A 25,085-nucleotide genomic window follows, 5' to 3' on the forward strand; every position below is an offset into this window, starting at 1 on the left:
CAAGAATATTTTAACTCTGTGGTATGATGCAGCTATTGATTCGGTGGAATAAAACGGCATGTCAATACATGAAAACAATGTCTTATTAGAAGAAGAGATTGCACAAGAACAGAACATTGTTTTGTGTATGAAGTGGGGAACCAAATATGGTTCTGAGTATGTGAATCGTCTTTACAATATGGTGAAACGACACACGACTGTTGATTTCCAGATGGTTTGTCTCACTGACCGTACAGAAGGAATTGATCCAAATGTTAAATGCTTTCCTATTCCACCGTTAGCATTGCCTGAAGGTGCGCCTGAGCGTGGTTGGAACAAACTTTCAACTTTTGAGCCTGACTTATATGGCTTAAAGGGTAACGCGCTATTTTTAGATTTGGATGTTGTTATCGTTGATAACATGGATGATTTTTTCACATATCCTGGTGATTTCTTAATTATTCATGACTGGAAACGACCATGGCGAATCACAGGTAATAGCTCAGTATACCGTTTTAAATTGGGCGCTTTCCCTGGATTATTACCATATTTTCGTGAGAACTTTGATGAGATCCGAAAAAAATTCCGTAATGAACAAGCCTATTTGTCATGGTATGTAGATAAACATGCGAAGCAAACCTATTGGCCAGATAGCTGGTGTAAAAGTTATAAATATCACTGTTTACAAAAAATCCCAATGGCGTTTTTTAAGCCACCAGTAAAACCTGAAGGTGCTAAAATTATTATTTTCCATGGTGAGATTAATCCACCTGATGCTGTGAATGGTGGCGGTGGTAAATGGTACCGCTATGTGTTGCCAAGTCAATGGATTAAGGATGCTTGGCGCTAAACATGGAAATGTTGAATAGACAAGAAAGAGCATACCGTTTATCTGTTGTGATGATGGTAAAAAATGAGGCTGAAAATTTAGCAGTTAGTTTACCTGCATTGCGTGGTTGGGTAGATGAAATCATTGTGCTTGATTCTGGAAGTACTGATCACGGACGTGAACTGGTCGAAGCTGCTGGCGGTCAATGGTTTGTGAATACAGATTGGCCTGGTTTTGGTAAACAGCGTCAATTGGCGCAAAGCTATGCGACTGGTGATTGGATTCTAGCGTTGGATGCTGATGAAGAAATTACTGAGGAATTAAAGCAAAGCATTTTAAAAGTTATCCAAAACCAACCTGCAAATATCGTTTATGGAATTAAACGCGTTGATTGTGTTTTTGGACATGAGATTGACAATCGTTATTGGTCAATAAAAGCGCATTGGCGTTTATATCCTAAATCATTTCAATATAACGATAATTTAGTGCATGAATCTATTGTTTTGAATCAAGCTAGAACAGAAACATTGAATGGATTCATGTTGCATCATACTGCACCTACACCAGAATTTTTACTCAGCAAAAGACTCCAATACGCGAAAGCGTGGGCAGTTGATCGTTTTAATCGTGGAAAATCAACTTCATCATTTGCAATTTTACTGCATGCATTCTGGGCATTTATAAAACAATATATTGTAGATGGTCGTTTTTTGAAAGGCCGCTATGGTTTTTTATACTCGTTAATATTTGCGCAATATACTTTTAATAAATATGCAATTTTGTATGATCTACATCATAACAATGCCGAAGGAAAGTTTGTTGCTGAACATCAAGCATTGCAGAATCTAACTTCAATCGAGCTTGGGACAGAAAAAAGATCCACTTTATCATTGGTGATTATTTTAAAAAATGAGTCAAGACATTTGGCAGATTGCTTAGATAGTGTGGTTGATCTCGTGGATGAAATCGTCATTCTAGATTCAGGAAGCACGGACAATACTCGAGAAATTGCTGATCGTTACGGTGCAAAATGGTTTGTAAATACTGATTGGAAAGGTTTTGGTAAGCAACGTCAATTGGCTCAAAGTTATGCCACTCAAGATTATGTGTTGGTTCTGGATCCAGATGAGCGATTGGATCAACCTTTACGTGACTCCATTGCAGAAATTCTAAAGCAGCCAGTACAGTATGATCGAGTGTTTAGTTTGGCGCGAGTGAATTTATTCTGTGGTGTTGAAGTTCAAAAACGAGGCTGGTACACCGACAAACTTGCAAGACTTTATTCACGTGAGCATTTTAAGTATTCAGATTTAGAAGTGCATGAATCTTTAGACCAAAAAGGGGTTTCAGCACAATGTTTGCCAGGTTATTTGGCTCATTTGACCAACGATGATTTACACCATTTCTTGCTCAAAAATGTTCGATATAGTCATGATTGGGCAAAAGATAAGTTTAAAAATGGAAAAAAAGTCAGTTTAATTGCCTTAATATTTCGATCAATATTTTCATTTATTCGAGAATATATTATCCGAGGTGATTTTGTTGGTGGAGCATATGGATTATTTTTGGCAATCGCTTCGATGGGATACACCTTTAATAAATACGTGATGCTTTGGCAAATGAATCAAGAGAAGAATAAATGAATATTGTAATCGCAAATATGTCGACGATTCCAGTTTTTGCTTACGGTGGAACGGAGCGAGTTATTTGGGATTTAGCAAAAAAATTAGTCGAGTTCGGTCATAAAGTCACATTTATCGTCCCGAAGGGCTCAACTTGTGATTTTGCAGAAGTTATTGAAATTGATCCTTTTAAATCTTGGAATCAATTAATTCCTGAAAATACAGATATCGTTCATTTTCAATTCCAACCTAAAAACCTTGAAATTGATATACCTTATGTTGTGACAGAACATGGTAATGCTCAAGTGGGTGATTTGTTAGATAGAAATACTATTTTTGTTTCAAAAAATCATGCAGAGAGACATCAGTCGAACAGTTTTGTTTATAACGGCCTCGATTGGTCAAATTATGGTAATGTGAATTGGAAAGCCAAGCGTGATTATTATCATTTCTTAGGTAAAGCGGCTTGGCGTTTAAAGAATGTCAAAGGTGCGATCAATGTTGCTTTAAAAGCGAAGCAAAAATTAGATGTATTGGGTGGTGACCGCTTTAATTTTAAACGAGGCATACGCTTAACATTTTCTCCAAATATTCGTTTTCATGGTATGGTGGGCGGTCAAGAAAAACTCGCACTATTAAATGGTTCAAAAGGTTTGATTTTTCCAGTGCGTTGGCATGAACCATTTGGTTTAGCGATTATCGAAAGTATGTATTTCGGGTGTCCAGTTTTTTCAACGCCTTATGGGGCTATTCCAGAATTAGTTCCTCATTTTTGTGGAAAACTTTCACCTCAAACCGATGAGTTAGTCGATGCTATTTTGAATCAGAAATATGATCCTTTACAGTGCCACGAACATGTTAAAGAATATTTTAATGCTGAAAAAATGATGTATGGATATTTAGAAAAATATCAAATGGCTGTTGAGGGTAAAGCATTTAATTATCAAGCTCCATCATTATTGAAAGATAGCACTCATTTAGATTGGCATTAAAAATGATAAACTCTCATGTAGTTTTTAAATGTATTGCAAATGTTCTAATGTGTAATTAGACAAACTAGAAAAACTAACTTTTATGGATAGATATTTTTTTAATTAATCTAAATTAAAGTATAATGTATATGTTTTTTTTCATACTAGAACTGTTGAATGTGAAATTTATTAACAACCATAATCTATTAACTTTTTTTATTTTATAAGCTTAGTAAAAAGTAGATCCCCAATTTTATATGAAGAGTTTTGTTATAAGTTTACCTTCTGCTCATGAGCGAAGGAGTCATATCACTGAGGAATTTCACGCAAAAAAAATTGATTTTGAGTTTTTTGATGCTCTAACTCCCGATTTAGCCTACGAAATTATAAAATCCGATTTTGATTTTTTTGACCTGACTAAAATTAGTGAAGGTGAATTGGCGTGTGCATTGAGCCATATTACTGTTTGGAAGAAAGCGCTGAATGATGGTTTGGATTATGTTGCGATCTTTGAAGATGACATTTTTTTAACTGAAGATGCATCATTATTTTTAAAGGATAGTAGTTGGTTAGAACAAAATATAGATATTTTAAAGATTGAAACTTTCTTCGAGAGAGTAATTTTAAAAAAATCAAAATTAAGTAAAGAAAAACATGTAATAAGTGAGCTAAAAACAGATCACTTTGGGGCTGCGGGATATATACTTTCGAAAAAAGCCATAAAGAATATTCTAAACTATATTCAGCATCAAACAACGTTGAAACCATTGGATCACATACTATTCTCTGATTTGCTTAAACACAATGATTATATTGTTTATCAGTTGGAACCTGCCATTTGTATACAAGAGAAAGTTCTCAAGCAAGAAATTACGCTCGTTAGTTCGCTAGATGCTTTCCGCAACAATTTTAAAGTACCAAAACAAATGTTGAGCATTGATCAAAAAATCAAACGAGAATTTCTTCGTTTGATTCATAAGTTGAGGCTATGTTTGTTTGCTAGAAAAGTAGAGTTTAAGTAGCTGAATTATGAGAAATTTTGTTATTAGCTTAGAGACTGCTAAGAGCCGACGTGAACACATAAGCATTGAATTCAATCGTCAAAATGTTGGTTTTGAGTTTTTTAATGCGATTACACCTGATTCTTGTCAGAAATCGATTAACTTATTAGATCTAAATTTTCAAAAGACAGAGCTTACAGAAGGTGAAATAGCTTGCTTATTGAGTCACCTCACTTTGTGGAAAAAAGCAGTTGATGAGCAATTTGATTTTATTACTATATTTGAAGATGATGTTTACCTGGGTCAAGAGAGTCATCTACTTTTAGAGAATTATAATTGGATACCAAAAGATACACATATAATCAAACTTGAAGTTTTCTCAAAAAAAATAAAAATGGCTTATCAAAAGCAAGCTATAGTACCTGGTAAACGAGCGTTGTATCAGCTGAATGGTATACACTTAGGTTGTGCTGGCTATATTTTATCTAGAAAGGCTTGTGAGCAATTATTGCAATATGCTCGAAGTCTTGATGAAATGGTGGCTGTTGATCATATAGTTTTTGAATTATTTGATCAGTCAACTCAGTATACTCCATATCAATTAAGTCCTGGGTTGTGTATTCAAAGCGATATATTAAAGCCTACACAAAAAGAAATTTTTGAAAGTAGTTTAGAGCAGAATCGTCGTAAGCGTTTTGATATTCAAGTACAGCATATCAAGCAGAAATTGACGTTTAAACAAAAGGTTGTACGGGAGTGGTTTAGACTCATTCAGCAACTGTTGGATGTATATCAGCACCGAACAATTAAGTTTAAATAGGAAAAATATCGATGGGTGATGAGAAGGTTATTCTAGCTGCTGCTACAGGTTACAGTGTTTCTCAAATTTTAGCGTTCATAAACTCTTTAGATCATACTGAATTTGATGGTGAACTTGTTTTAATCATTTATCGTAAACAATTAGAAGAATATAGAAAACACTTAAAGCATATTCAACACTACACTATTAATTACCAATTTAGTTCTATGGGTAAGCTACACTATCGTAATGATTATGTTGGATTACTCAAACATAAGTTGGCACGACGTTGCGCCACTCTGTTTTTTCAATTTGTAGCTAAAATTCCAATGCAAGGTTGGAAAGAAATCGCTTTGAACTATGCGAGTTATCCTCATGTAGGTCGTTTCTTTGAGTATCAAAAAGCGATTCGACTTCGTCCAAATGCTCAAAAAATTCTTTTATCTGATATTCGGGATGTAATTTTCCAAGCTCCACCACTTGATGGCATCGTACATGGATTGTATGTCGGGATGGAAAAACAAAAGGTTAAATTAAAGGATGAGGCTTATAACGCTGACTGGATTAAAGATGCATACGGTGTAGAAGTCTTAGAGCAAATGGGAATGCAGCAGATTTCATGTTCAGGAGTAAGCTATGGTGATCGAGAGTCAATGCTGGCTTATATTCAGTTAATGATAAGTGAGTTTTGTAATATTCCATATAAAATCATGTCGAATCGAATTTATGATCAAGCCATGCATAATAAGTTGATATTCGATGGTCGTATACCCAATATTCAATTCTGCCAACCTAATGATTCCAATATAATAACTTTAGGGTTATTTTCGCAAGAAGAGATATCTTTGTTAGATGGCAAAATAGTCAATAAAGATCAATCTGTGATTCCTATAGTGCACCAATATGATCGACATAAGTTTTTATTAAAAATTTTAAACCCTTAAGTATTTAATTTATATTTAAAAATTAATAATTTATTGATAATAGGTGAATCTTGTCAGATGAATACTGACTTAATTTAAGCAAGAGAAGAATGAAGAGGGAAGTAAGCTCAATGCTTATTTATCCGCATTTCCTTTAATCACCATATAAATAAGTGCGGCGATTGAACCAAAAGCTGCAATAAAACTACTCGTACTAAAGAACACGATACGCTGATAAGTGGTGAGGTTAAATAATTGTTCATTCAAGATATAACGCATAAATGCCCATTGCACGATGCAAAATACAATAATAATGATTGTATGACGACGAACATCAGGACGCATAGCCATATGAATGAACTCTTAAATATTTTCTGAGATTATGCCATTTTTGAGCGTTTATCTCAATGAAATAAAAACCCTGCAGTTGCAGGGTTTTTATTTAGATCAACAAAACGTTATTCTTGTGATTCAGCTTTTGGTTTTTCACGTAAGCGAATACCAAGATCACGAAGTTGAGTTGATTCAACTGGTGCAGGAGCTTGTGTTAAAGGACATTCCGCAGTTTTCGTTTTCGGGAATGCAATCACATCACGAATAGAAGAACCGCCAGTCATTAACATCACAAGACGGTCTAAACCGAATGCTAAACCACCGTGTGGAGGTGCACCATAACGTAAAGCGTTCAATAAGAAGCTGAATTTTTCTTCTGCCTCTTCTTCACCAATACCTAATGCTTCAAAAATTGCTTTTTGCATTTCTAGGTTATGAATACGAAGCGAACCACCACCGATTTCAGTACCGTTAAGTACCATATCGTAAGCAACAGACAATGCAGCACCTGGGTTATTCTTCACTTCTTCAACGCTAGATTTTGGCAATGTGAATGGGTGGTGAACAGAGGTCCATTTACCATCATCAGTTTCTTCAAACATTGGGAAATCAACAACCCAAAGTGGTGCCCACTCGCAAGTTGCCATCTTCATGTCATGACCGACTTTGATACGTAAAGCACCCATTGCATCGTTTACAACTTTCGCTTTATCTGCACCGAAGAATACGATATCGCCATTTTCAGCACCCACACGTTTTAATAGATCAAGCACGATTGGCTCGATGAATTTCACGATAGGAGATTGTAAGCCTTCGATACCTTTTTCAAGTTCGTTAACTTTGATATACGCCAAACCTTTTGCACCGTAGATACCTACAAACTTAGTGTACTCGTCGATTTGGCTACGTGGAAGAGAGCCTGCACCCGGTACGCGAAGCGCAACAATACGACCTTTAGGGTCTTTAGCAGGACCTGCGAATACTTTGAACTCTACGTCTTGCATTAAATCTGCAACGTCAACGAGTTTAAGTGGAATACGTAAGTCAGGCTTGTCAGACGCATAGTCGCGCATTGCATCTGCATAGGTCATACGTGGGAACTTATCAAATTGAACATTAAGAAGTTCTTTAAACATCTTAACTGTTAAACGTTCCATTAAATCCATAATGTCATCGTCACTCATGAACGATGTTTCAACGTCGATTTGTGTGAATTCAGGCTGACGGTCAGCACGTAAGTCTTCGTCACGGAAACATTTAGCAATTTGGTAATAACGATCAATACCACCCACCATTAACAATTGTTTAAACAACTGTGGTGATTGCGGAAGAGCGTAGAAACTACCATTTGATACACGGCTTGGAACTAAATAGTCACGCGCACCCTCAGGAGTCGCACGTGTCAAAATAGGTGTTTCAACGTCTAAAAATCCATTTTCTTCGAAATAGTTACGAATAAGGTTTGTTAATTTAGAGCGGAAACGTAAACGCTCTAACATTTCTGGACGACGAATGTCCAAGAAACGATACTTCAAACGAATTTCTTCTGAAATATTAGTATTATCATCATTTAATGGAAATGGTGGAGTTTCAGACGCTGCTAGAACTTCAATTTCTTTACCTAATACTTCGATTTGACCACTCACCATGTTGGCATTTTCAGTACCAGCATAACGACGGCGAACGCGACCAGTAATTTTTAAAACAAATTCAGAACGAGCTTTATCAGCTGTTTCGAAAGCTTCTGGTGTATCAGGATCAATAACCACTTGAACTAGACCATCACGGTCACGCATATCAAGGAAAATTACACCACCGTGATCACGGCGACGGTGTACCCATCCGCAAAGTGTAACGGTTTGATCAATTTGAGCTTCGGTTAATGAACCGCAGTAATGAGTTCGCATCATAGCGTTAAAAATCCAACTATATGGGTTAATGAAAGCGTATACGTAAACAGCGTAACGCCTTTATACAAAGGGTGAATTATGCCTCTTTGAGACTACAGTCACAAGGAGAAGATTATGAAAGCCCTATTATTTAATGCAAATTTAAAATTAAGACGATCCTTCGAATAATTCCAATTGATCTAGGATTTGAAAAACAAGCGCACAAATCGCAAACGTCAATAGAAAGCCTCTAAAGAAATAATTAATTGAGAAGCCAATGTAACCATATAGATCATTTAAAATGGCTGTATTGTAATTAGAGTTGAAATGAATAAATCCAAATAATCCACCTAATATTGCAATTAGCGCGGATACCACAGCAAAAATAGTGATAGAACGAGTTACTCTGAATGGTTGACGGTAAGTACAAAAATATTGTTTTGCAAACCATAAAATAAAGGGCAAAACGATAATAGAGGTACCGACCTGTAAAATGCGATGGAGGGGATAGTGTTGCCCGAAAAAATTGATTTGCTTAGCTAATAGATCATGAAAAGCAAAGGTTCTGTAATCAACATGGGTTAAACCATCCCAAAGGATATGACTGCTGATACCCAAGATTAATGAAATATTGATCAGCAAGAAGAACTGCAAGACAGATCTAAAGTTCGATAATTTTAAGGGATTGTAAATACCAGCCCATCTAAAAAAAGTAGGTCTTAATAGTGCATACCACAATAGACAGAATGTCATTCCCACCAATAAATTGGGATATAGCAATGCGCTCCATTGATGTGAGATTTGGATATGTTCGTCTGTAAAAAGACGAAATAAGTCAGGGACCATGCAACCAATTGCTAGAGCAGAAATAGGAAGTGTTCCTTTCGATGCTTTATGCAAAATTGGTGCGAGTACAGCATGTGAAATTGTAAAGGGCATTGCTGAAATATATCAAAAAAATGCTATCCGAATTTTATAGATTAACATTGATATGTAACCCATTGGTTTAATTATATGAAGGTAATTAATTTGGGGTAAATGAATGAAATATGATTGAAGTTTGGTTGAAATGTTATATTATAACAACAATTGTAAATTCTCGAATTTTGAGCTTGTCGTATGAACTTTCATAAAAATATCATTACTGCCTCCGTCTTGGCAGTGATAGCATCCGCAGCACATGCTGATCAAAAACAAAAAAATGTTCAATTAGATACAATTTCTTCTACCGCACATCCATTGGTTCAAACAGCTGCTGACTTCGCTGTAGCAGATCATGTGATTGATCAAAAAAAATTATCCGAAAGACCAACAACCATAGGTGATGCGTTAGCCGATGAGTTGGGTGTTTATTCTAATCAGTATGGAACAGGTGCAAGTCGTCCTGTGATTCGTGGCCAAGATGGACCGCGTGTAAAAGTTTTACAGCATGCTTCTGAAACTGCAGATGTATCAACACTTTCTCCTGACCATGCCGTAACGGTTGATCCTATTTTGGCGAAGCAAGTGGAAGTTATCCGAGGACCTTCAACATTACTGTACGCAGCTGGAACTGTGGGTGGTTTAGTCAATGTGACTGATCAAAAAATACCGACACAAATGCCAGCTAATGGTCTAGAGGGGCAAGTGGGCGTCCGCTACAACTCTGGGAGTGATGAAAAACTTGCGAGTGCAGGTGTAACATCAGCTATAGGTGAAAATTTTGCACTTCGTGTTGAAGGCACGAAGCATAAAGCCAATGATTATATCCCTTTCAAAGGTTACTTCACTGAACATCATCATGAGGGTGAGACAGAGCCTCATCGTGAAAGTGCTAAACGTGTAGAAAATACCTTCTCAGAAGGTCAAACAGTTAATGTCGGCGGCTCATGGATCCATGATCGAGGCTTTGTGGGGCTGTCATATAGTAATCGACAAGATAAATATGGATTACCTGGTCATAGTCATGAATATCATGGATGTGAATTGCATGGAGATCATTTCCATTGTCCACCACCTAATTCAGCGCACGACCATGAACACGAAAATGCTGCAGGTCCATGGGTTGACTTAAAATCTGAACGCTATGATTTGCGAACTGAATTAAATGATCCATTAAAAGGATTTGAGAAGCTGCGAGCTCATTTAAGTTTTACAGATTACGAGCATGATGAACTAGAAGAAAATGAAGTTATTAGTAACTTTAAAAGTAAGGGTTATGATGGTCGTTTAGAGTTGGTTCATATACCGTTGTTAGGTTGGGAGGGTGTTGTAGGTGTACAAGCATCTCAGCAAAAAATAAAACTTAATGCGCCTGAGGGACATGACCATGATGAAGTTGATCATGGTGACCATGATCATAGTGATCACGATCATGAACATCATGGTCATAGTCATGATGTTCTGATGGCGGATACAAAAACCAATAAGTACAGTTTATTTGCACTAGAACATAAACAGATTGGTCCTGTGCATGTCGAATTGGGCGCTCGTGTAGACCATCAAAAAATTGATGTCGATTCCAATCAAAAGAACTACTCAGGGACTGCTGTTTCAGGATCAGCTGCAGCTAATTGGGAGTTCGCGCCAAATTATAAGTTGTCTCTAGTGGGGTCTCATCAACAACGTTTACCGCTAGCTCAAGAGTTATATGCAGATGGTCTTCATTTTGCAACAAACACATATGAGCTAGGTAATCCAGATATTGATAAGGAAACATCAAATAATCTAGAGTTGGGTCTCCATTATGAAGGTGATCAGCTCGATTATCATGTTCATGTTTATCACAATTGGTTTGAAGACTATATTTATGGTGCAACTGTAGCTCAACAAGGCAATTTACGTGGACTTAAATATACGCAGGATAAGGCACGTTTTTATGGAACTGAGGCTCAGCTAGGCTATCAAATTAATGATACTTACAAGGTGAGTGTGTTTGGTGATTATGTAAGAGGCAAGATAGAGGGGGAAAATGCTCCACGTGTTCCTGCTGGACGACTTGGTACAAAGGTGGAAACCAATTTTGCTGATGGTTGGTCTGGTTTAGTTGAGTATTATCATGTATTCACGCAAGATAAATTTGCTGACTTTGAAAAAGAAACCCAAGGTTATAACATGGTCAATGTTGGTGTGTCTTATGCTGGGCAGTTAAACAATCGCAACGATTATCGGGTTTATTTAAAAGCAAATAACTTGTTGGATGATCAGGTTTATTCGCACAATTCATTTTTATCGAATATTCCACAAATTGGACGTAATTTTACCGTCGGCGTTGAATACGGGTTCTAATTTAATTCAACGTGTTAAAAACAGTTTAATGCTTGAAAAAACGTAAATTAAAACCTAGTCTGAAAGTATCGGACTAGGTTTTTTGTTATGCGTCTATTTAAACGAATTCACCAAAAATTAAATTGGTCAAACCGACGTTATGTTGGTCTGATTCTCGGTATGCTGACCATCGGCTATTTAGCCTCAGCGCTATATCATATTTATAAACCATTACCAGAAGGGCTTAATTATTCCGGTAAATTACGGCATGCAAATGTGAAATTCCTAGCAGACCAAACTTATATAGATACGGCGGGTCAGCGACAGCAGCATCAGATTTTTGATGAAATTCTCAATCTTATTGAGCAAGCGCAAACCACAATTGTGTTAGATATGTTTCTGTTCAATCCTGAAACTGGTCAGTCTCAAAATCAACATCGCGCATTAACACAAGAACTGACTCAAGCACTTATTAAAAAAAAGCGTCTAACACCGAATATTGAAATTAAATTAATCACTGATCCTATAAATTCAGTTTATGGTGGAATAATCCCAGAGCACTATCGACAACTCAGACAAGCAGGAATTGATGTCATAGAAACAGATTTATCACCATTACGCGCATCGAATCCACTGTGGTCGGGCATTTGGTATTTTTGTTGTCAGAGTTTAGGAAATAATGCTGAGAAAGGTTGGTTAAGTAATCCTTTCGGGGAAGAAAAAATTACCATTCGAAGTTATTTAAATCTTTTTAATTTTAAAGCGAACCATCGTAAAACCATCATAGTGGATACATCCGAGGGATGGAAAACACTAGTGACTTCGATGAATCCGCATGATGGAAGCTCACGCCATTCTAATGTAGCACTTGTGGTCGAAGGGCATACAGCTGTCGATATTTTAAAAACTGAACAATCAGTGGCTTTATTTTCTAAAGCAAATATTCCAATGGTTATTGTGGGAGATGTACCAGAAGATAAACAGTTGCCGCAAGTTCAAGTACTGACAGAAAAGGCAATATATGATGAACTGCTGAAACTGATTGAATCTGCTCAAGGTGCTGATGCAAAAATAGATTTGGCAATGTTCTATTTATCAGAGCGAAAAATTATTGAAGCCTTAATTGAAGCTCACCAACGCGGTGTTGAAGTTCGTGTATTACTAGACCCGAACAAAGATGCATTTGGACGTACTAAAAATGGTATTCCAAATCGTCCTGTCGCGACAGAGCTCTATAAAGCTGGAATAGACGTACGCTGGTGTAATACACAAGGTGAGCAGTGCCATTCAAAAATGATTATTAAGCGTAGTTCAGATCAGGTTGAACTGATTTTGGGGTCGGCTAATTTTACTGCTCGTAATTTGAAAAATTATAATTTAGAAACTGATTTACGTGTTATTGGCTCTTCAAATCAGCAAGTTTTTAAAGATGCAGTACAGTATTTTGATACTGCTTGGATGAATTTAGAGGGTAAGCAAATGAGTGTTGATTACTCAGAATATGCAGAAGATTCAAAAATGAAATATGCCATTTATCGATTCATGGAATGGAGTGGTCTCTCAACCTTCTAAAAAAAATCCCTCTAAAGAGGGATTTTTTCATTTATGGATTCGGTGGAACTAATTTATCGAGTTCCTTATCATCAATCTGATCGAGCTCTTTAATGTCGGTTTTAATTTTCCACTTAGACTCATCCTCAACAGGTTGAGGTAAACGTGCTTCTAACCAATCACAAACCACATCTGGCGTAAAATCAGGATGATTACACTGAATCACCCAAGATAAGAATTGTTTCGCCTCACCATTCATATAGGGTGGAGGAGACACTGGTAAAAACTGAGTGGGTAGGCGTTCATTTTTAGAAATGTAATTTAATACATGACCAAGTTCTTGAACCGTTTGCCAAGCTAAGGCATGGTCGATATTGATTTGAAATTTAAACCACCATGCATGTTCACCATCAGTGCCATAAGAATCGATATAGTTTTCTTGGACACTCGGAACTTTACAAAAAAATTGGTGCAGGCGATCAAAACTCATTTCAGGCACGGTGGATAATCTCGCAAAGTTAAAAATGGTTAGTCTAGCAGATTTACAAACAGACTCATGCAGATAAATAAAAGGTCTAAAGTATTAAATTTAAAATTTTAAATAATGTTCAAGATTTCTACATGATTGATCTATATTTAAGTTTTAGAATGAGTGTTGAAAACAAAAGTAATCTTACATTTGGAATGAGGTAATAGAGATGAACAATACATTATTGGTTAAGACTCTATTCGGTTCAGTGATTCTTTTAATAACGAGTCATACTTTTGCAGATAGTTGGGCTAATTACCAAGGTTCTAAGGTTCGACCTGTAAAACCAACACAGACTCCAATATATACTGGTAATGCAGATCGTCTAAGTAAGCCAGTCCCATTGCAACAACCACGTTTTGCTCAGAATAGACCTCAATTACAGCGACCATATCCTCCTTATCCAGCGTATCCGCAGCAGAATGGGATTACAGTGATCTATCAACAGTCTTTACCGACCACGACGACATATTCTAGCAAGCAGTCAAGTTTCGTAAATGGGCAGGGTGGTACTATTGAAATGAGTCAGTATATGCTGATTTCAGATTGGCGTCGTTATGGTCTTCCTGCACCACAAGTTGGAATGCATTGGATATACCAAAATGGTCGATATATCCAGATGCTAAATGATCGTTAGATGCTTAATCCAATTTGTCTAAGCCATCTTTATCTAAGCCAACTCATCATCTTCAGGGCGTGGTGTTTTTCCAAGTGGTAAAGGTTTATCTTGGTGTTTATCTCGGATCACTGATGGAAAATTCCAAGAAGCAAAACGCACGACCAATATAGCGAATGCTAGGATTAAAATTGATCCTGTAATAATGACTAAATCAATATCAGCTTTATGGTCATGTTGAATATCAGAAATTAACAGACGTGTCAGGGCAGTGATGGCGATATAGATCAGAAATCTGACGGGCATATGATTGGTCTTAAAATAAATACCTACCATCGCACCTAGTTCTAAATAGATAAATAACAACAGAATGTCATCAATCGTTGCATATTGTTTTACCGTAAGAATATCTATCACGGTATGTCCTGCAGACCAAATTACCATGCAGCCAATAATAAAGAGCGCAATATAGTGGAAGCTCTCAACTGCTAGATTTCCAAAACGATCTAATAAGGATTCGATTTTTTCTACGCTAATATCTTTTTTACTCATGACATCTCCTCCTTTGAAAAAACCTGATGGTTTCATTGGAGTGATGCAAAATTCATGCTCATCTTATGCCTAAGCAGGGAAGACTATTATGAGTTGCTTTGAAAATAAGCAAATTTCAGATAAAAAAAGCCTGAAAAATCAGGCTTTTTTAAGATAAAACTTATGATTGATTTGTGAAGTAATCTTCGCTAAATCCCATCACGATTTCAGAGCTAGCTTTGATGCGAGCTAAACGTGTATTTAATTCAGGTAAAACACGTTGGATGTAGTAGTTCACCAAAGATAATTTGTTCTCATAGAACTCACCTGATTTTTCACTCGCAGCTTTAGCAATTTTAGCAAACATATAGGTAAAGCTGAGTAAGCCTACCGCATGTAAATAATCCACCGCAGCAGCATTCGCATAATCAGGATTTTCCGCAGCACGTTCAAGAACAACTTGAGTAATCAATTCAAGTTCAGTTGCAGCATCAAGAGTGGCATCTTTGATGTAATTTAAGTCCGCATCTAATGCATTTGCAAAGTCACGAATTTCTTCGATATATTCTGCGATGAATTGACCATTACATTTAATCGTTTTACGACCAATCAAATCTTGTGATTGAACGCCGTTCGTGCCTTCGTAAATTTGTGAGATACGAAGATCACGGATACATTGTTCCATACCCCATTCACGAATATAGCCGTGACCACCAAAGACCATTTGGGCATCTAGAGTCGCATTGAAAGCAGTGTCTGTTAAATATGCTTTTGCGATTGGTGTGAGCAAAGCAACGCGATTATTTGCTTTTGCAACTGCTTCTGGATCCGTCGAGAACTTTGTAATATCCAGTTGTTGACCTACATATACTGCAAATGCACGTGATGCTTCATTGTTCGCACGAGCATTTAAGAGCATACGACGTACATCACCGTGTACAAGAATACTATCAGCAGGTTTATTCGGAGATTTCACACCTGTTGCACTACGACCTTGTAAACGATCAGTGGCGTATTGAGCAGCATTTTGATAAGCAAATTCTGAAGCGCCTAAACCTTGGATACCCATGGACAAACGTTCATAGTTCATCATCACGAACATTGCAGCAAGACCTTCGTTTTCTTTACCGACTAAATAGCCTTTTGCACCGTCAAAGTTCATCACACATGTTGCAGAGGCTTTGATCCCCATTTTGTGTTCAATAGAACCAGGGCCTACAGGGTTACGATCACCCAAGGTACCATCTTCATTCACTAAGAATTTAGGTACAATGAACAGAGAAATACCGCGTGAACCAGCAGGAGCATCAGGCGTTTTTGCTAATACAAGGTGAATAATATTTTCAGCTAAATCATGGTCACCACCGGTAATAAAGATTTTCGTACCCGTGATGTTGTAAGTACCATCTTCATTACGTTCAGCCTTAGTTTTAATAATGCCTAAATCAGTACCTGCGTGAGGCTCTGTGAGACACATCGTACCTGACCATTCACCTGAATAGATTTTAGGAAGATAGGTTTCTTTTTGTTCTTGAGAAGCATAGCTATTTAATGCCATACCCGCACCCACAGAAAGAAGTGGGTAAAGCATAAATGATGGGTTGGTTGAAAAAAGCATTTCATCTGCAAGCACAGTCAGCATTTTTGGCATGCCTTGACCGCCCCATTCTTCGTCAGCACCTAAGCCAATCCAACCACCTTCTGCATATTGTTGGAACGCTTCTTTAAAGCCCGCTGGTGTGGTAACAGATCCATTATTATAAGTTGCGCCTTCTTCATCACCTGTGCGATTTAGGGGAAGGGTCACGTTTTGAGCGAATTTAGCCATCTCTTCTAAAATAGCTTCAGCTGTCGCAGCATCAACATGAGCTAAATTCTCATTTGATTGCCAAAATTGTTCAGCTTGAAATACATCATTCAAAATGAACTTCATATCTGTAAGAGGCGCATTATAGATTGGCATTTTCGTTCACCTTTTTTTGTTTAAATATCTTTAGTTCTTAGCAGTCTATCGAAGCATATTAGGACTTGTTAGACGACTAAAGGTTAATATCTCGAATTATTTATAAAGAAAAAGGACGGCCAAATCTATGACTGTCCTTTTTCTTTTTACACATATTTAATGTGGATCATTAGAATGCAAAATGTTCAGCATCTAAAGTCATTAATGGCTCTAATCCACCTGCAATTACGTCAACATGTGAGCGAACGCGTGGAAGGATCTTCTTGAAGTAGAAGCGAGCTGTCGTGATTTTCGCATTGTAGAAGTCAACTTCAGTTGAACCTGCTGCAAGTTGTTGTTGAGCAACTTGAGCCATGCGAGCCCATAAGAATGCTAGCGTTACATAACCAGAGAAGTATAGGTAATCTACTGCAGCAGCACCGACTTCATCAGGGTTTTGCATCGCGCGCATACCGATCTGCATAGTTAAATCACCCCATTCTTTGTTGAGTGCAGCCAAAGGTTCAACAAACTCTTTCAAGTCTGCATTATCTTTGTTTGCTTCAGCAAATTTGTGAATGATTTTGGTGAAATCTTTCAACATCGCACCTTGAGTTTGCAGTACTTTACGACCTAACAAGTCAAGTGCCTGAATTTCGGTGGTACCTTCATATAAGCAAGCAATACGTGTATCACGAACAATTTGCTCCATACCATGCTCTGAAATGAAGCCGTGACCACCAAATACTTGTACGCCTTTGTTTGCAGCTTCATAACCAACTTCAGTTAAGAATGCTTTAGCAATTGGCGTTAATAATGACAGAATATTATCTGCAAATTTACGTTCTTCTTCAGTCGCGCCTTTCTCAACGATATCAGCATAGTGAGCGAGGTAATACACTAGAGCTCGACCACCTTCAGCAAAAGCTTTTTGCGTTAATATTAAGTTACGAACTGCTGGATGCACAATAATAGGATCTGCTTCTTTTTCAGGTGCTTTAGGACCAGAAAGTGAACGCATTGCTAAACGATCTTTCGCATATGCCAAAGCACCTTGGAAAGATGATTCAGCAGCAGACAAACCTTGTACAGCTGTACCAATACGTGCAGTGTTCATGAAGGTGAACATTGCATTCAGACCACGGTTTTCAGGGCCAATCAAGTAACCTGTTGCACGATCAAAATTGATCACACATGTTGCGTTACCATGGATACCCATTTTATGTTCAATCGAACCACAACGAACAGCGTTGCGCTCGCCAACTTCACCATCAGCAGTTAAGTTAAACTTAGGTACGATGAATAATGAGATCCCTTTCGTTCCTTTAGGAGCACCTGGTAAACGCGCAAGAACGATGTGAACAATGTTGTCCGCCATGTCATGCTCACCAGCGGAAATAAAGATTTTCTCACCTGAAATCGCAAAACTACCATCTGCATTAGGTTCAGCTTTTGTGCGGATAATACCAAGGTCAGAACCCGCATGAGATTCTGTTAAACACATGGTACCTGTCCACTCACCTGAAATTAGTTTTGGTAAGTAAGTATTTTTTTGCTCTTCCGTACCATGGTGCTCAATTGTACGAACTGCACCATGAGATAGACCTGGGTACATACCCCATGCCCAGTTCGAAGAGCCGATCATTTCAGAAATGATAATGCCTAAAGAGTTTGGTAAACCTTGACCACCATATTGTTCTTCAGCAGCTAAAGATGGGAATCCTAATTCTACATATTTTTTATATGCTTCTTTGAAGCCTGTTGGAGTAGTAACTACACCATCATTCCAAGTACAACCTTCGCGGTCACCTACTTGGTTGAGTGGAGATAATTCGTTTTCACAGAAATCTGCAGCAGCTTCTAAATATTGATCAACCAACTCACGGCTTACGTTTTCTTGGAATGCAGGGAGTTTTGAAAAGTGTTCTTCAGCATTTAATAATTCATGCAAAACGAATTGCATATCACGTAAGGGCGCTTTGTATTGTGGCATATCGGGTTCCTCAATACTGGTTAAACCAGATTTATAATCCTAATAAAAAATGTCGTGTCATCTACGACACCTATTTTGTTCTATTACATCGTGCAATAAGTTATTGCTTGGTACAAGTTTTATAGCCATATTCTGTGTGACTGTAAAGTCAAAGAAAAAATATTAATTTTGGCTAAGTGTTTAGAGTATAAAGTTTTTTCGTGAATTATATGTGAACAGAATAGTCAAAAACGTAATAAGTTATGACATAAAAAAAGGCGCAACATGCGCCTTTTTAATATTCAATCACTTAGTAGTGAGTTGAATTGAATTATGCGGATTTTTTTAAGTCTGGTTTAACGAGTGGTTGATTTGGTTTGAAATAAACTTTACATACACCGTTGATAGTCTGTTCACCCACTTTGATTTGAGCTTTTTTACCGTCAGTTTGTCCATTGCATGCTTGAAGTTTTGCATTTTGACTAACTTGCTGTTGCATCAAACGTTGATCAAATTTTTGAACAAGCTCAGCACGTTTGGCATCTGTGAGCGGTTCACCTTTTTGTGAACGGTTAGCTTGGACCGAAGCTGGCTTTTCAGCTTTAAATTGGGCACGTGCTTGCTCATGCATTTTTTTCATATCAGCACGATCCGCTATGAAACGGATATGACAAGTACCATCAATATTTTGTTTATCAGTTTTGATTTGAACAGTTTGACCTACAGCTTTGCCGTCGCATGCTTGACGAATTTGCTGCATCATCGCTTTACGGTCAGCACGCGCTTGTTTGAATTGCTCGCGTTGTTCAGGTGTTAAACGTTCTTTATGATGATGTTTTTTATCAAAGTGACCCTTTTTAACTTCTTGAGGTGCTTGAGTTGTTGTTTGACATGCAGTAAGTGCGCCCATACTGATTAAGCCAGTGGTCACCAATACAATTTTGTTCATCGCTTTCATTATGTTTATCCCCAAAGTTGTTTGGATTCGGTATAGGTAAAGATTAAATAATAAAGATGAAGAAACAATGGAGAGTTTTTTGAATCAGTGTTAGATACAATACTGAAAAACGAAGAAATAATGTGAGTTAAATTTGAATATACGTCGCGTACCAATCGCACTACGCTTATTTTTTACAGTACTGTTAACGACATTGCTCATTACGACAGTTAGCTTAAGTGTGCTGCATTGGACGATGCAAAAAAACTTCACCAAATATGTAGCTGATGTAGAAATGCAAAAGCTTGATCATCTAATCGATAATTTAGCGGGCGTATTCTCTGTTTATCAGGATTGGGGCAATGCTGTTCAAGCTCAGATTTTACAAATTGAAGGTGAAGCTGCACCCGATGATTATGATCGACTATCACGTTGGTGGTTACGTCGCCAATATGATATTGCATTGCAACAGCGTTATTTCAAAGAGCATACATTAATTAGTGAAATTGAGTCACAAAGAACGCAAACTATTAGCCCTGAAGAGCTGAAAGTCTTAGAAGAAAATTTACCTTCTGCATTTCAGCCATTTGAAGGATTGCGTTTCCCATTAAGTTCAAATCAGAATCAGACAAGAACCACGAACAGTTCTGATAAATCACATGAAAATAAGCTTTCTAGTTTGAGAACTTCTGAATACCAGCAGGGCAAGAAACTATTTATATCTATGTCTGATCACTTGGGTTTAAGTTCTAGACTATCCTTATATGATGCAAAACAACAGTTTATCTTGGGGGAACCATCAGAGAATATGGTGTCGTATCGACCGATCACAGTTGATGGCAATATTGTGGGGTATCTCGGGCTAAGACCTGTTTTAGATCAAGATGATGCTTTAAGTATTAATTTCTTTAGCAATCAAAAGCGTTATTTATTTTTAATATATATTCTGACATTTATTTCGAGTTTGGTTGCTGCCTTATTATTAGCAACTTATTTTAGAAAGCCAATTCAACGCTTATTAAATGCAACACGAGAATTAACCAAAGGAAATTTTCAGCATCAGGTGAAAGTAAATCGTAACGATGAGCTTGGCGATCTTTCGACTGAAATTAATCAGTTAGCTGTGATTCTAGATCAGCATGAAAACTCTAGAAAGCAGTGGGTTGCAGACACTTCGCATGAGTTAAAAACGCCGCTGGCTGTTTTGCAAGCACAAATTGAAGCAATGCAAGATGGAATACGTAAACCAACGCCTGAACATTTTGCTTCAATGTTGGCACAAGTTTCGAGTCTGAAAAAATTAACACAAGATTTGGCTGCGTTAGCACAAGCTGAAGCACAACAACTCAATTTTGATTTCAATGAAATTGACCCTTGGAGTGTCGTGTTAAATGAGATTGAAAATTTCAAACCTAAATTTGAACAAGCCGATCTCACGATTAGCGCAGAGGGGCATGGAACGAAATTACAATTAGATGTAGATCGTTTTAAACAAATTATGGTCAACTTACTCGGTAATACTATTCGCTATACGGAAGCCGGTGGAAGAATTCATGTGCATACGATCGAAAACGATAAGACTTGGTCGGTGATTGTTGACGATAGCCCATTAGGTCTTACTGATGAGCAATTGGCTCATTTAGGTGAGCGTTTCTATCGAGCGGATGATTCTAGAACACGTAGTACTGGCGGAACTGGATTAGGTCTAGCATTATCGTGCAAAATTGCACAAGGCATGAAGGGCTCCTTGAAGTTTGACCACTCACCATTGGGTGGATTGCGCTGCATCCTCACATTTCCAAAGAAATCGTTTTAAATTGAAGAAGGGTGACATATGAAACATGTGATGCTGGTTGAAGATGAAGTAGAACTTGCTCAATTGGTGCGAGATTATCTTGAAGCAGCTGGCTTTGAAGTCAGTATGTTTCACGATGGTCAAGAGGCTTATGATAGCTTTTTACAACGTAAACCAAGTCTAATGGTTTTAGATTTGATGGTACCTCGTATGGATGGTCTCACGATCACCCGTAAAGTCCGTGAGCAGTCTGATTTGCCTATTATCATGGTGACAGCACGAACGGAAGAGATTGATCGTGTACTTGGTTTGAATATGGGGGCGGATGATTATGTTTGTAAACCATTTAGCCCTAAAGAGTTAGTTGCTCGTGTTCAAGCAGTGTTGCGACGTTTAGATCGTAAAGCAGAACCTGAAGAAAATAATTTATTCCGTATGGACAAAGGTCAACAACGAATTTGGTATCAAAACAAATCTTTAAATTTGACACCTACAGAATTTCGACTTCTTGAATTATTCTTAGAACACGTAGGTCAGGTGTACTCTCGTGCGCAATTATTGGATCATATCAACCCAGACAGTTTTGAAGTGGCAGATCGTGTGATTGATAGCCATATCAAAAACTTGCGCCGTAAAATCTCGGATGCCGCGGAAACAGGTAATCGCCATGAATGGGTTCAAGCTGTTTATGGGGTGGGATATCGTTTCGAATATCCTGAAGATTGATTCTTTGTGATAAAAAAAAGCGAATCTAGAAGTTCGCTTTTTTTTGTGCGTTGGTTTTGGTTAGGGTCTCTACAATTGGCCATTTCATATGCAACTTTCATGTAACTTTGTTAGGATATGAGCTTATTAAAGGTGGCTATCGTATTTTTATTTAAAGTAAGCTTCGACTCTAGCTTTTACTATAGGATCAACATCATCAACCATATAAAAACAATATCTATATTTTTCGATCAAAACACTAATATATTTTTGTTTATCAGGAACTGTGTGCTTTAAGATTATCTGTGCAGCTACGGTTATTAAGTTATTTGATTGGCGCATCAAGGTGATCAGCATCTCATCTTTATATCCCATAACATCTCTAGTAAATGACTGTTTTACAGTATGTACTATGGAGTTAAGTTGCTTCAAATGATATTTTTTGAAATCACAAAGGGTGAATAGCCACCAAAATTATTGGCTGAGCAGGTAAGTTTGCAGCACCAAGCTTATCAAGCATTTCAGAAATCATTGGACATGTGTCGGATTCAAATTGCTCTTCAAATGTGTAACTAAATTGCAATTTTGATATTTGATGATTACTTGCAAGAAATAATAACCAATATGCTCTGACTACAGCTTCAAATTGTGATCTAAGTAAAATCATAGCTTGTGTTGGTAGATTTGAAGATAATAAACCACTTACTCCAAGCCCATGCTCAAATGAGATGTAAATACATTGTTCAACTAAGTCCAAACGCGGCCCACAATCGATAATGTCACTATTAATAATTTCTTGTTTTAGCTCTAAGATCATCTGAGTTGATAATCCAAAAAGTTGTTCTATATCCATAATGAATATCGTACTCATAGAGTTGTAATGATATAACCCAAATATAGAATGAGTTTTTCGTATTACTACTATTTATTAATTTAGCGTAATTATTGTTATAGAAAAGCAATTTTTAACTTTATTCAAATGACTCTGAGTAAAGCGATATGCTTTTGTTCGGCTTTTTTAAGCTTCGATACCACAAGATTATAGGAATTGGAGATCAAATCTTTGATAAGCTCTTCATCCAATTCAGATTCATCATAGATGGAAACCCAGTGTCGTTTATTCATGTGCCATCCAGATCGAATATAAGGATAAATATCTTTTAACATATGTCCATGATCTGGTTCGACTTTTAAATTAATCGCAGCTTTGCCTTTTAAATGAAATGCGAGCAAAAAGACTTTATCCATAATTTTATAAACATCACATCCCTCACCAAATGGTTGACTGACAGTGACTTCAGGAAATTTTAAAGCTTGTGATGCTGCCAATTGATGTAAATGCATAGTCAAAACGAATGGTTATTGTGGATAATGATTAAATTATCCACAGAATGAGAGAGGTTTGTGAATAACTTATGATGAACAACTGACTTGAATTTCAGGGACGTCGCTAGCTAAAGGGCCTAAGTCTTCTGGTTGTTCAAGATGTTCTTGTTTGGTGTATGGTGTTTGAAGAAGTTTGAACAAGCGATCAACTTCAGAGAAATCATCACGTTCAGCAAGTTCAATTGCTTTCTGTGCCATATGGTTTCGTAGAACGTAGTGTGGATTGGCTGTTAACATCGCTTGATCGAGATCGTCAGTGTCTTGATTTTCCCGTATTGAGAGATATTGGTGAAGAAACCGCTCAAATGCGATACGGTCAAGGCAATCATCTTTGATTTGTTCATACGCTTTATTCTGTAAACGAATAAAACTTTGGGTGTAATCAAGTTGTTCTGTTTGTAAAATATGTAGAAAAGCCATAGCACAATCAAAGCTATCTTTATGAAAACTTGGTAATCCCATTTTTTGACTTAAACCAAGTTTATAGTGTTCCAAGAACGTTGGTTCATAGTGTTCTAAACAGTAAGACAAGTCTTGTTTCCATTGCTCTCGATCATAATTTTCTGGACAAAGATGAATGAGACTATTTAACCAAGTCCATAAATTCCAGTGCCCGATACTCGGTTGGTTCTGATACGTATAGCGTCCTTGGTAATCAGAATGATTGTTGATCCAATTAGGACGGAAACGCTCCATAAAACCATAAGGTCCGAAATCTAAAGTTGAGCCGGTAATATTCAGGTTGTCAGTATTCATGACCCCGTGCGCAAAACCAATCAGTTGCCACTTGGCGATCATGATCGCAGTACGTTGAATGACTCGAGTTGCAAAAGAAAGAACAGGTTGTTCTGTCTCCAAACATTCAGGGTAGTGCCATTCAATGCACTTTTGCGTAAATTCTTGCAGTAGATCTGGCTGAAATTGATTAATCCATTCAAAGTGACCCAAGCGAATATGTGTCTCGCACGTACGCAACATCATCGCGCCACGTTCAAGTTTTTCTCGTTGTACACCTTGATCTGATGATACAAAACCAATCGCATTACTGGATTGAACACCTAGGGCATTGAGGGCGTGTCCAGCCAAATATTCACGAATAACGGAACGTAACACTGCACGACCATCGCCTCTCCGAGAATAGGGGGTAGAGCCAGCACCTTTAAGATGTAAATCGACCGTGTTGTTATTGTGATCTAGGATTTGAGCAATGAGTAAACCGCGACCATCACCAAGCTGTCCAGCCCATTGTCCAAATTGGTGACCCGCGTATACCATCGCCAAAGGTTCAAACTCAGCAAAAGTTTTTTGCCCGCTACAGATTTCTACCCAGTTCATTTTATCTTCTTGAGTCCACAGTAACTCATCTGCAAGTGCTTCATTAAAATGACCAGGTTTAGCCCCTTTTAGAGGAAGAGGTTGTTGATGATGATACAGTCGAGCGGGTAGTGTGTTATAGCGAGAATTGAACTGCATATAATTTTTCAAAATGTGATGAACAACTTTGACTATAGCAAAATTCAATACATAAA

General features: G+C 37.5%; 23 protein-coding genes. 11 read left to right on the plus strand and 12 right to left on the minus strand.

Annotation, left to right across the window (positions count from 1 at the left end; genetic code table 11):
• Positions 1-58 precede the first annotated feature (58 nt).
• The 6 genes from AC1M9P_RS07205 (at position 59) to AC1M9P_RS07230 (ending at position 6,145) form a co-directional block, all read left to right on the plus strand.
• Complete coding sequence (locus AC1M9P_RS07205) at positions 59-829, plus strand: glycosyltransferase (protein WP_092767589.1); 771 nt, start codon at positions 59-61, stop codon at positions 827-829.
• An 11-nt stretch (positions 830-840) separates the two neighbouring features.
• Positions 841-2,451, plus strand: coding sequence for a glycosyltransferase family 2 protein (locus AC1M9P_RS07210; protein ID WP_481587237.1), 1,611 nt, complete (start codon positions 841-843; stop codon positions 2,449-2,451).
• Complete coding sequence (locus AC1M9P_RS07215; protein ID WP_481587165.1) at positions 2,448-3,422, plus strand: glycosyltransferase; 975 nt, start codon at positions 2,448-2,450, stop codon at positions 3,420-3,422. Before AC1M9P_RS07210 ends, AC1M9P_RS07215 begins: the two co-directional genes overlap by 4 nt.
• Positions 3,423-3,658: 236 nt before the next feature.
• Positions 3,659-4,423, plus strand: coding sequence for a glycosyltransferase family 25 protein (locus tag AC1M9P_RS07220; protein WP_481587166.1), 765 nt, complete (start codon positions 3,659-3,661; stop codon positions 4,421-4,423).
• 7 nt (positions 4,424-4,430) lie between these two features.
• Complete coding sequence (locus AC1M9P_RS07225; RefSeq protein ID WP_481587167.1) at positions 4,431-5,222, plus strand: glycosyltransferase family 25 protein; 792 nt, start codon at positions 4,431-4,433, stop codon at positions 5,220-5,222.
• A gap of 11 nt (positions 5,223-5,233) precedes the next feature.
• The gene (locus tag AC1M9P_RS07230) at positions 5,234-6,145 is read left to right on the plus strand and encodes a hypothetical protein (protein ID WP_481587168.1); all 912 of its coding nucleotides are present in this window, start codon (positions 5,234-5,236) and stop codon (positions 6,143-6,145) included.
• Positions 6,146-6,259: 114 nt separating this feature from the next.
• Here AC1M9P_RS07230 and AC1M9P_RS07235 read toward each other — a convergent pair whose 3' ends face one another.
• The 3 genes from AC1M9P_RS07235 to AC1M9P_RS07245 all read right to left on the minus strand — a co-directional run bounded on the left by AC1M9P_RS07235 (position 6,260) and on the right by AC1M9P_RS07245 (position 9,285).
• Entirely contained in the window at positions 6,260-6,475 is a 216-nt protein-coding gene (locus AC1M9P_RS07235) for a hypothetical protein (RefSeq protein ID WP_035265580.1), read from the minus strand.
• A gap of 107 nt (positions 6,476-6,582) precedes the next feature.
• On the minus strand, positions 6,583-8,367 hold the full coding sequence (gene aspS, locus AC1M9P_RS07240; RefSeq protein WP_035265578.1) for an aspartate--tRNA ligase: 1,785 nt from the start codon (positions 8,365-8,367) through the stop codon (positions 6,583-6,585).
• 147 nt (positions 8,368-8,514) lie between these two features.
• On the minus strand, positions 8,515-9,285 hold the full coding sequence (locus tag AC1M9P_RS07245; protein ID WP_481587169.1) for a DUF4184 family protein: 771 nt from the start codon (positions 9,283-9,285) through the stop codon (positions 8,515-8,517).
• A gap of 180 nt (positions 9,286-9,465) precedes the next feature.
• On the opposite strand from AC1M9P_RS07245, the gene znuD reads away from it, so the two are divergent.
• Both znuD and AC1M9P_RS07255 read left to right on the plus strand, forming a co-directional pair.
• Complete coding sequence (gene znuD / locus AC1M9P_RS07250; protein WP_481587170.1) at positions 9,466-11,613, plus strand: zinc piracy TonB-dependent receptor ZnuD; 2,148 nt, start codon at positions 9,466-9,468, stop codon at positions 11,611-11,613.
• Positions 11,614-11,700: 87 nt separating this feature from the next.
• On the plus strand, positions 11,701-13,164 hold the full coding sequence (locus tag AC1M9P_RS07255; RefSeq protein WP_481587171.1) for a phospholipase D family protein: 1,464 nt from the start codon (positions 11,701-11,703) through the stop codon (positions 13,162-13,164).
• Between the two features lie 31 nt (positions 13,165-13,195).
• On the opposite strand, the gene AC1M9P_RS07260 is transcribed toward AC1M9P_RS07255, so the two are convergent.
• On the minus strand, positions 13,196-13,642 hold the full coding sequence (locus AC1M9P_RS07260) for a hypothetical protein (protein WP_092767573.1): 447 nt from the start codon (positions 13,640-13,642) through the stop codon (positions 13,196-13,198).
• A 199-nt stretch (positions 13,643-13,841) separates the two neighbouring features.
• On the opposite strand from AC1M9P_RS07260, the gene AC1M9P_RS07265 reads away from it, so the two are divergent.
• On the plus strand, positions 13,842-14,309 hold the full coding sequence (locus AC1M9P_RS07265) for an RcnB family protein (protein ID WP_481587172.1): 468 nt from the start codon (positions 13,842-13,844) through the stop codon (positions 14,307-14,309).
• Positions 14,310-14,342: 33 nt separating this feature from the next.
• On the opposite strand, the gene AC1M9P_RS07270 is transcribed toward AC1M9P_RS07265, so the two are convergent.
• The 4 genes from AC1M9P_RS07270 to AC1M9P_RS07285 form a co-directional block, all read right to left on the minus strand.
• Positions 14,343-14,840, minus strand: coding sequence for a phosphate-starvation-inducible protein PsiE (locus AC1M9P_RS07270; RefSeq protein ID WP_035265636.1), 498 nt, complete (start codon positions 14,838-14,840; stop codon positions 14,343-14,345).
• A gap of 160 nt (positions 14,841-15,000) precedes the next feature.
• A complete protein-coding gene (locus tag AC1M9P_RS07275; RefSeq protein WP_481587173.1) occupies positions 15,001-16,782 on the minus strand; it encodes an acyl-CoA dehydrogenase C-terminal domain-containing protein in 1,782 nt (593 codons plus the stop codon).
• 169 nt (positions 16,783-16,951) lie between these two features.
• Positions 16,952-18,754, minus strand: coding sequence for an acyl-CoA dehydrogenase C-terminal domain-containing protein (locus AC1M9P_RS07280; protein WP_180028280.1), 1,803 nt, complete (start codon positions 18,752-18,754; stop codon positions 16,952-16,954).
• 310 nt (positions 18,755-19,064) lie between these two features.
• Positions 19,065-19,691, minus strand: a complete 627-nt coding sequence (locus tag AC1M9P_RS07285) for a hypothetical protein (protein ID WP_481587174.1) — start codon at positions 19,689-19,691, stop codon at positions 19,065-19,067.
• A gap of 133 nt (positions 19,692-19,824) precedes the next feature.
• Between AC1M9P_RS07285 and baeS the strand changes: the two genes are divergently transcribed.
• Together baeS and AC1M9P_RS07295 are read left to right on the plus strand one after the other, a co-directional pair.
• Positions 19,825-21,486, plus strand: a complete 1,662-nt coding sequence (gene baeS / locus AC1M9P_RS07290) for a sensor histidine kinase efflux regulator BaeS (RefSeq protein WP_035265564.1) — start codon at positions 19,825-19,827, stop codon at positions 21,484-21,486.
• A gap of 18 nt (positions 21,487-21,504) precedes the next feature.
• Positions 21,505-22,191 (plus strand): response regulator, encoded by a 687-nt coding sequence (locus AC1M9P_RS07295; protein WP_092767563.1) that lies wholly within the window; start codon positions 21,505-21,507, stop codon positions 22,189-22,191.
• A 147-nt stretch (positions 22,192-22,338) separates the two neighbouring features.
• Here the strand turns inward: AC1M9P_RS07295 and AC1M9P_RS07300 are convergent, their stop codons facing one another.
• From AC1M9P_RS07300 to AC1M9P_RS07315, 4 genes are all read right to left on the minus strand, one after another.
• The gene (locus AC1M9P_RS07300) at positions 22,339-22,602 is read right to left on the minus strand and encodes a hypothetical protein (RefSeq protein WP_481587175.1); all 264 of its coding nucleotides are present in this window, start codon (positions 22,600-22,602) and stop codon (positions 22,339-22,341) included.
• Positions 22,603-22,618: 16 nt separating this feature from the next.
• On the minus strand, positions 22,619-23,023 hold the full coding sequence (locus AC1M9P_RS07305) for a DUF6988 family protein (protein ID WP_481587176.1): 405 nt from the start codon (positions 23,021-23,023) through the stop codon (positions 22,619-22,621).
• Positions 23,024-23,145: 122 nt separating this feature from the next.
• Entirely contained in the window at positions 23,146-23,514 is a 369-nt protein-coding gene (locus AC1M9P_RS07310) for an MmcQ/YjbR family DNA-binding protein (protein WP_481587177.1), read from the minus strand.
• 69 nt (positions 23,515-23,583) lie between these two features.
• Positions 23,584-25,029, minus strand: a complete 1,446-nt coding sequence (locus AC1M9P_RS07315) for a protein adenylyltransferase SelO (protein WP_481587178.1) — start codon at positions 25,027-25,029, stop codon at positions 23,584-23,586.
• Positions 25,030-25,085 lie beyond the last annotated feature (56 nt).

The sequence above is a fragment of the Acinetobacter sp. 25-47-122 genome, assembly GCF_056779695.1.

Excerpts from the sequence above, each read along its gene's own strand:
- AC1M9P_RS07235 (WP_035265580.1), bottom strand. The coding sequence starts at position 6,475 with ATGGCTATGCGTCCTGATGTTCGTCGTCATACAATCATTATTATTGTA.
- AC1M9P_RS07275 (WP_481587173.1), bottom strand. The coding sequence starts at position 16,782 with ATGCCAATCTATAATGCGCCTCTTACAGATATGAAGTTCATTTTGAAT.
- aspS (WP_035265578.1), bottom strand. The coding sequence starts at position 8,367 with ATGATGCGAACTCATTACTGCGGTTCATTAACCGAAGCTCAAATTGAT.
- AC1M9P_RS07295 (WP_092767563.1), top strand. The coding sequence starts at position 21,505 with ATGAAACATGTGATGCTGGTTGAAGATGAAGTAGAACTTGCTCAATTG.
- AC1M9P_RS07280 (WP_180028280.1), bottom strand. The coding sequence starts at position 18,754 with ATGCCACAATACAAAGCGCCCTTACGTGATATGCAATTCGTTTTGCAT.
- AC1M9P_RS07225 (WP_481587167.1), top strand. The coding sequence starts at position 4,431 with ATGAGAAATTTTGTTATTAGCTTAGAGACTGCTAAGAGCCGACGTGAA.
- AC1M9P_RS07255 (WP_481587171.1), top strand. The coding sequence starts at position 11,701 with ATGCGTCTATTTAAACGAATTCACCAAAAATTAAATTGGTCAAACCGA.
- AC1M9P_RS07310 (WP_481587177.1), bottom strand. The coding sequence starts at position 23,514 with ATGCATTTACATCAATTGGCAGCATCACAAGCTTTAAAATTTCCTGAA.
- AC1M9P_RS07220 (WP_481587166.1), top strand. The coding sequence starts at position 3,659 with ATGAAGAGTTTTGTTATAAGTTTACCTTCTGCTCATGAGCGAAGGAGT.
- AC1M9P_RS07265 (WP_481587172.1), top strand. The coding sequence starts at position 13,842 with ATGAACAATACATTATTGGTTAAGACTCTATTCGGTTCAGTGATTCTT.
- AC1M9P_RS07215 (WP_481587165.1), top strand. The coding sequence starts at position 2,448 with ATGAATATTGTAATCGCAAATATGTCGACGATTCCAGTTTTTGCTTAC.
- AC1M9P_RS07285 (WP_481587174.1), bottom strand. The coding sequence starts at position 19,691 with ATGAAAGCGATGAACAAAATTGTATTGGTGACCACTGGCTTAATCAGT.
- znuD (WP_481587170.1), top strand. The coding sequence starts at position 9,466 with ATGAACTTTCATAAAAATATCATTACTGCCTCCGTCTTGGCAGTGATA.
- AC1M9P_RS07305 (WP_481587176.1), bottom strand. The coding sequence starts at position 23,023 with ATGGATATAGAACAACTTTTTGGATTATCAACTCAGATGATCTTAGAG.
- AC1M9P_RS07245 (WP_481587169.1), bottom strand. The coding sequence starts at position 9,285 with ATGCCCTTTACAATTTCACATGCTGTACTCGCACCAATTTTGCATAAA.
- AC1M9P_RS07205 (WP_092767589.1), top strand. The coding sequence starts at position 59 with ATGTCAATACATGAAAACAATGTCTTATTAGAAGAAGAGATTGCACAA.
- AC1M9P_RS07270 (WP_035265636.1), bottom strand. The coding sequence starts at position 14,840 with ATGAGTAAAAAAGATATTAGCGTAGAAAAAATCGAATCCTTATTAGAT.
- AC1M9P_RS07230 (WP_481587168.1), top strand. The coding sequence starts at position 5,234 with ATGGGTGATGAGAAGGTTATTCTAGCTGCTGCTACAGGTTACAGTGTT.
- AC1M9P_RS07315 (WP_481587178.1), bottom strand. The coding sequence starts at position 25,029 with ATGCAGTTCAATTCTCGCTATAACACACTACCCGCTCGACTGTATCAT.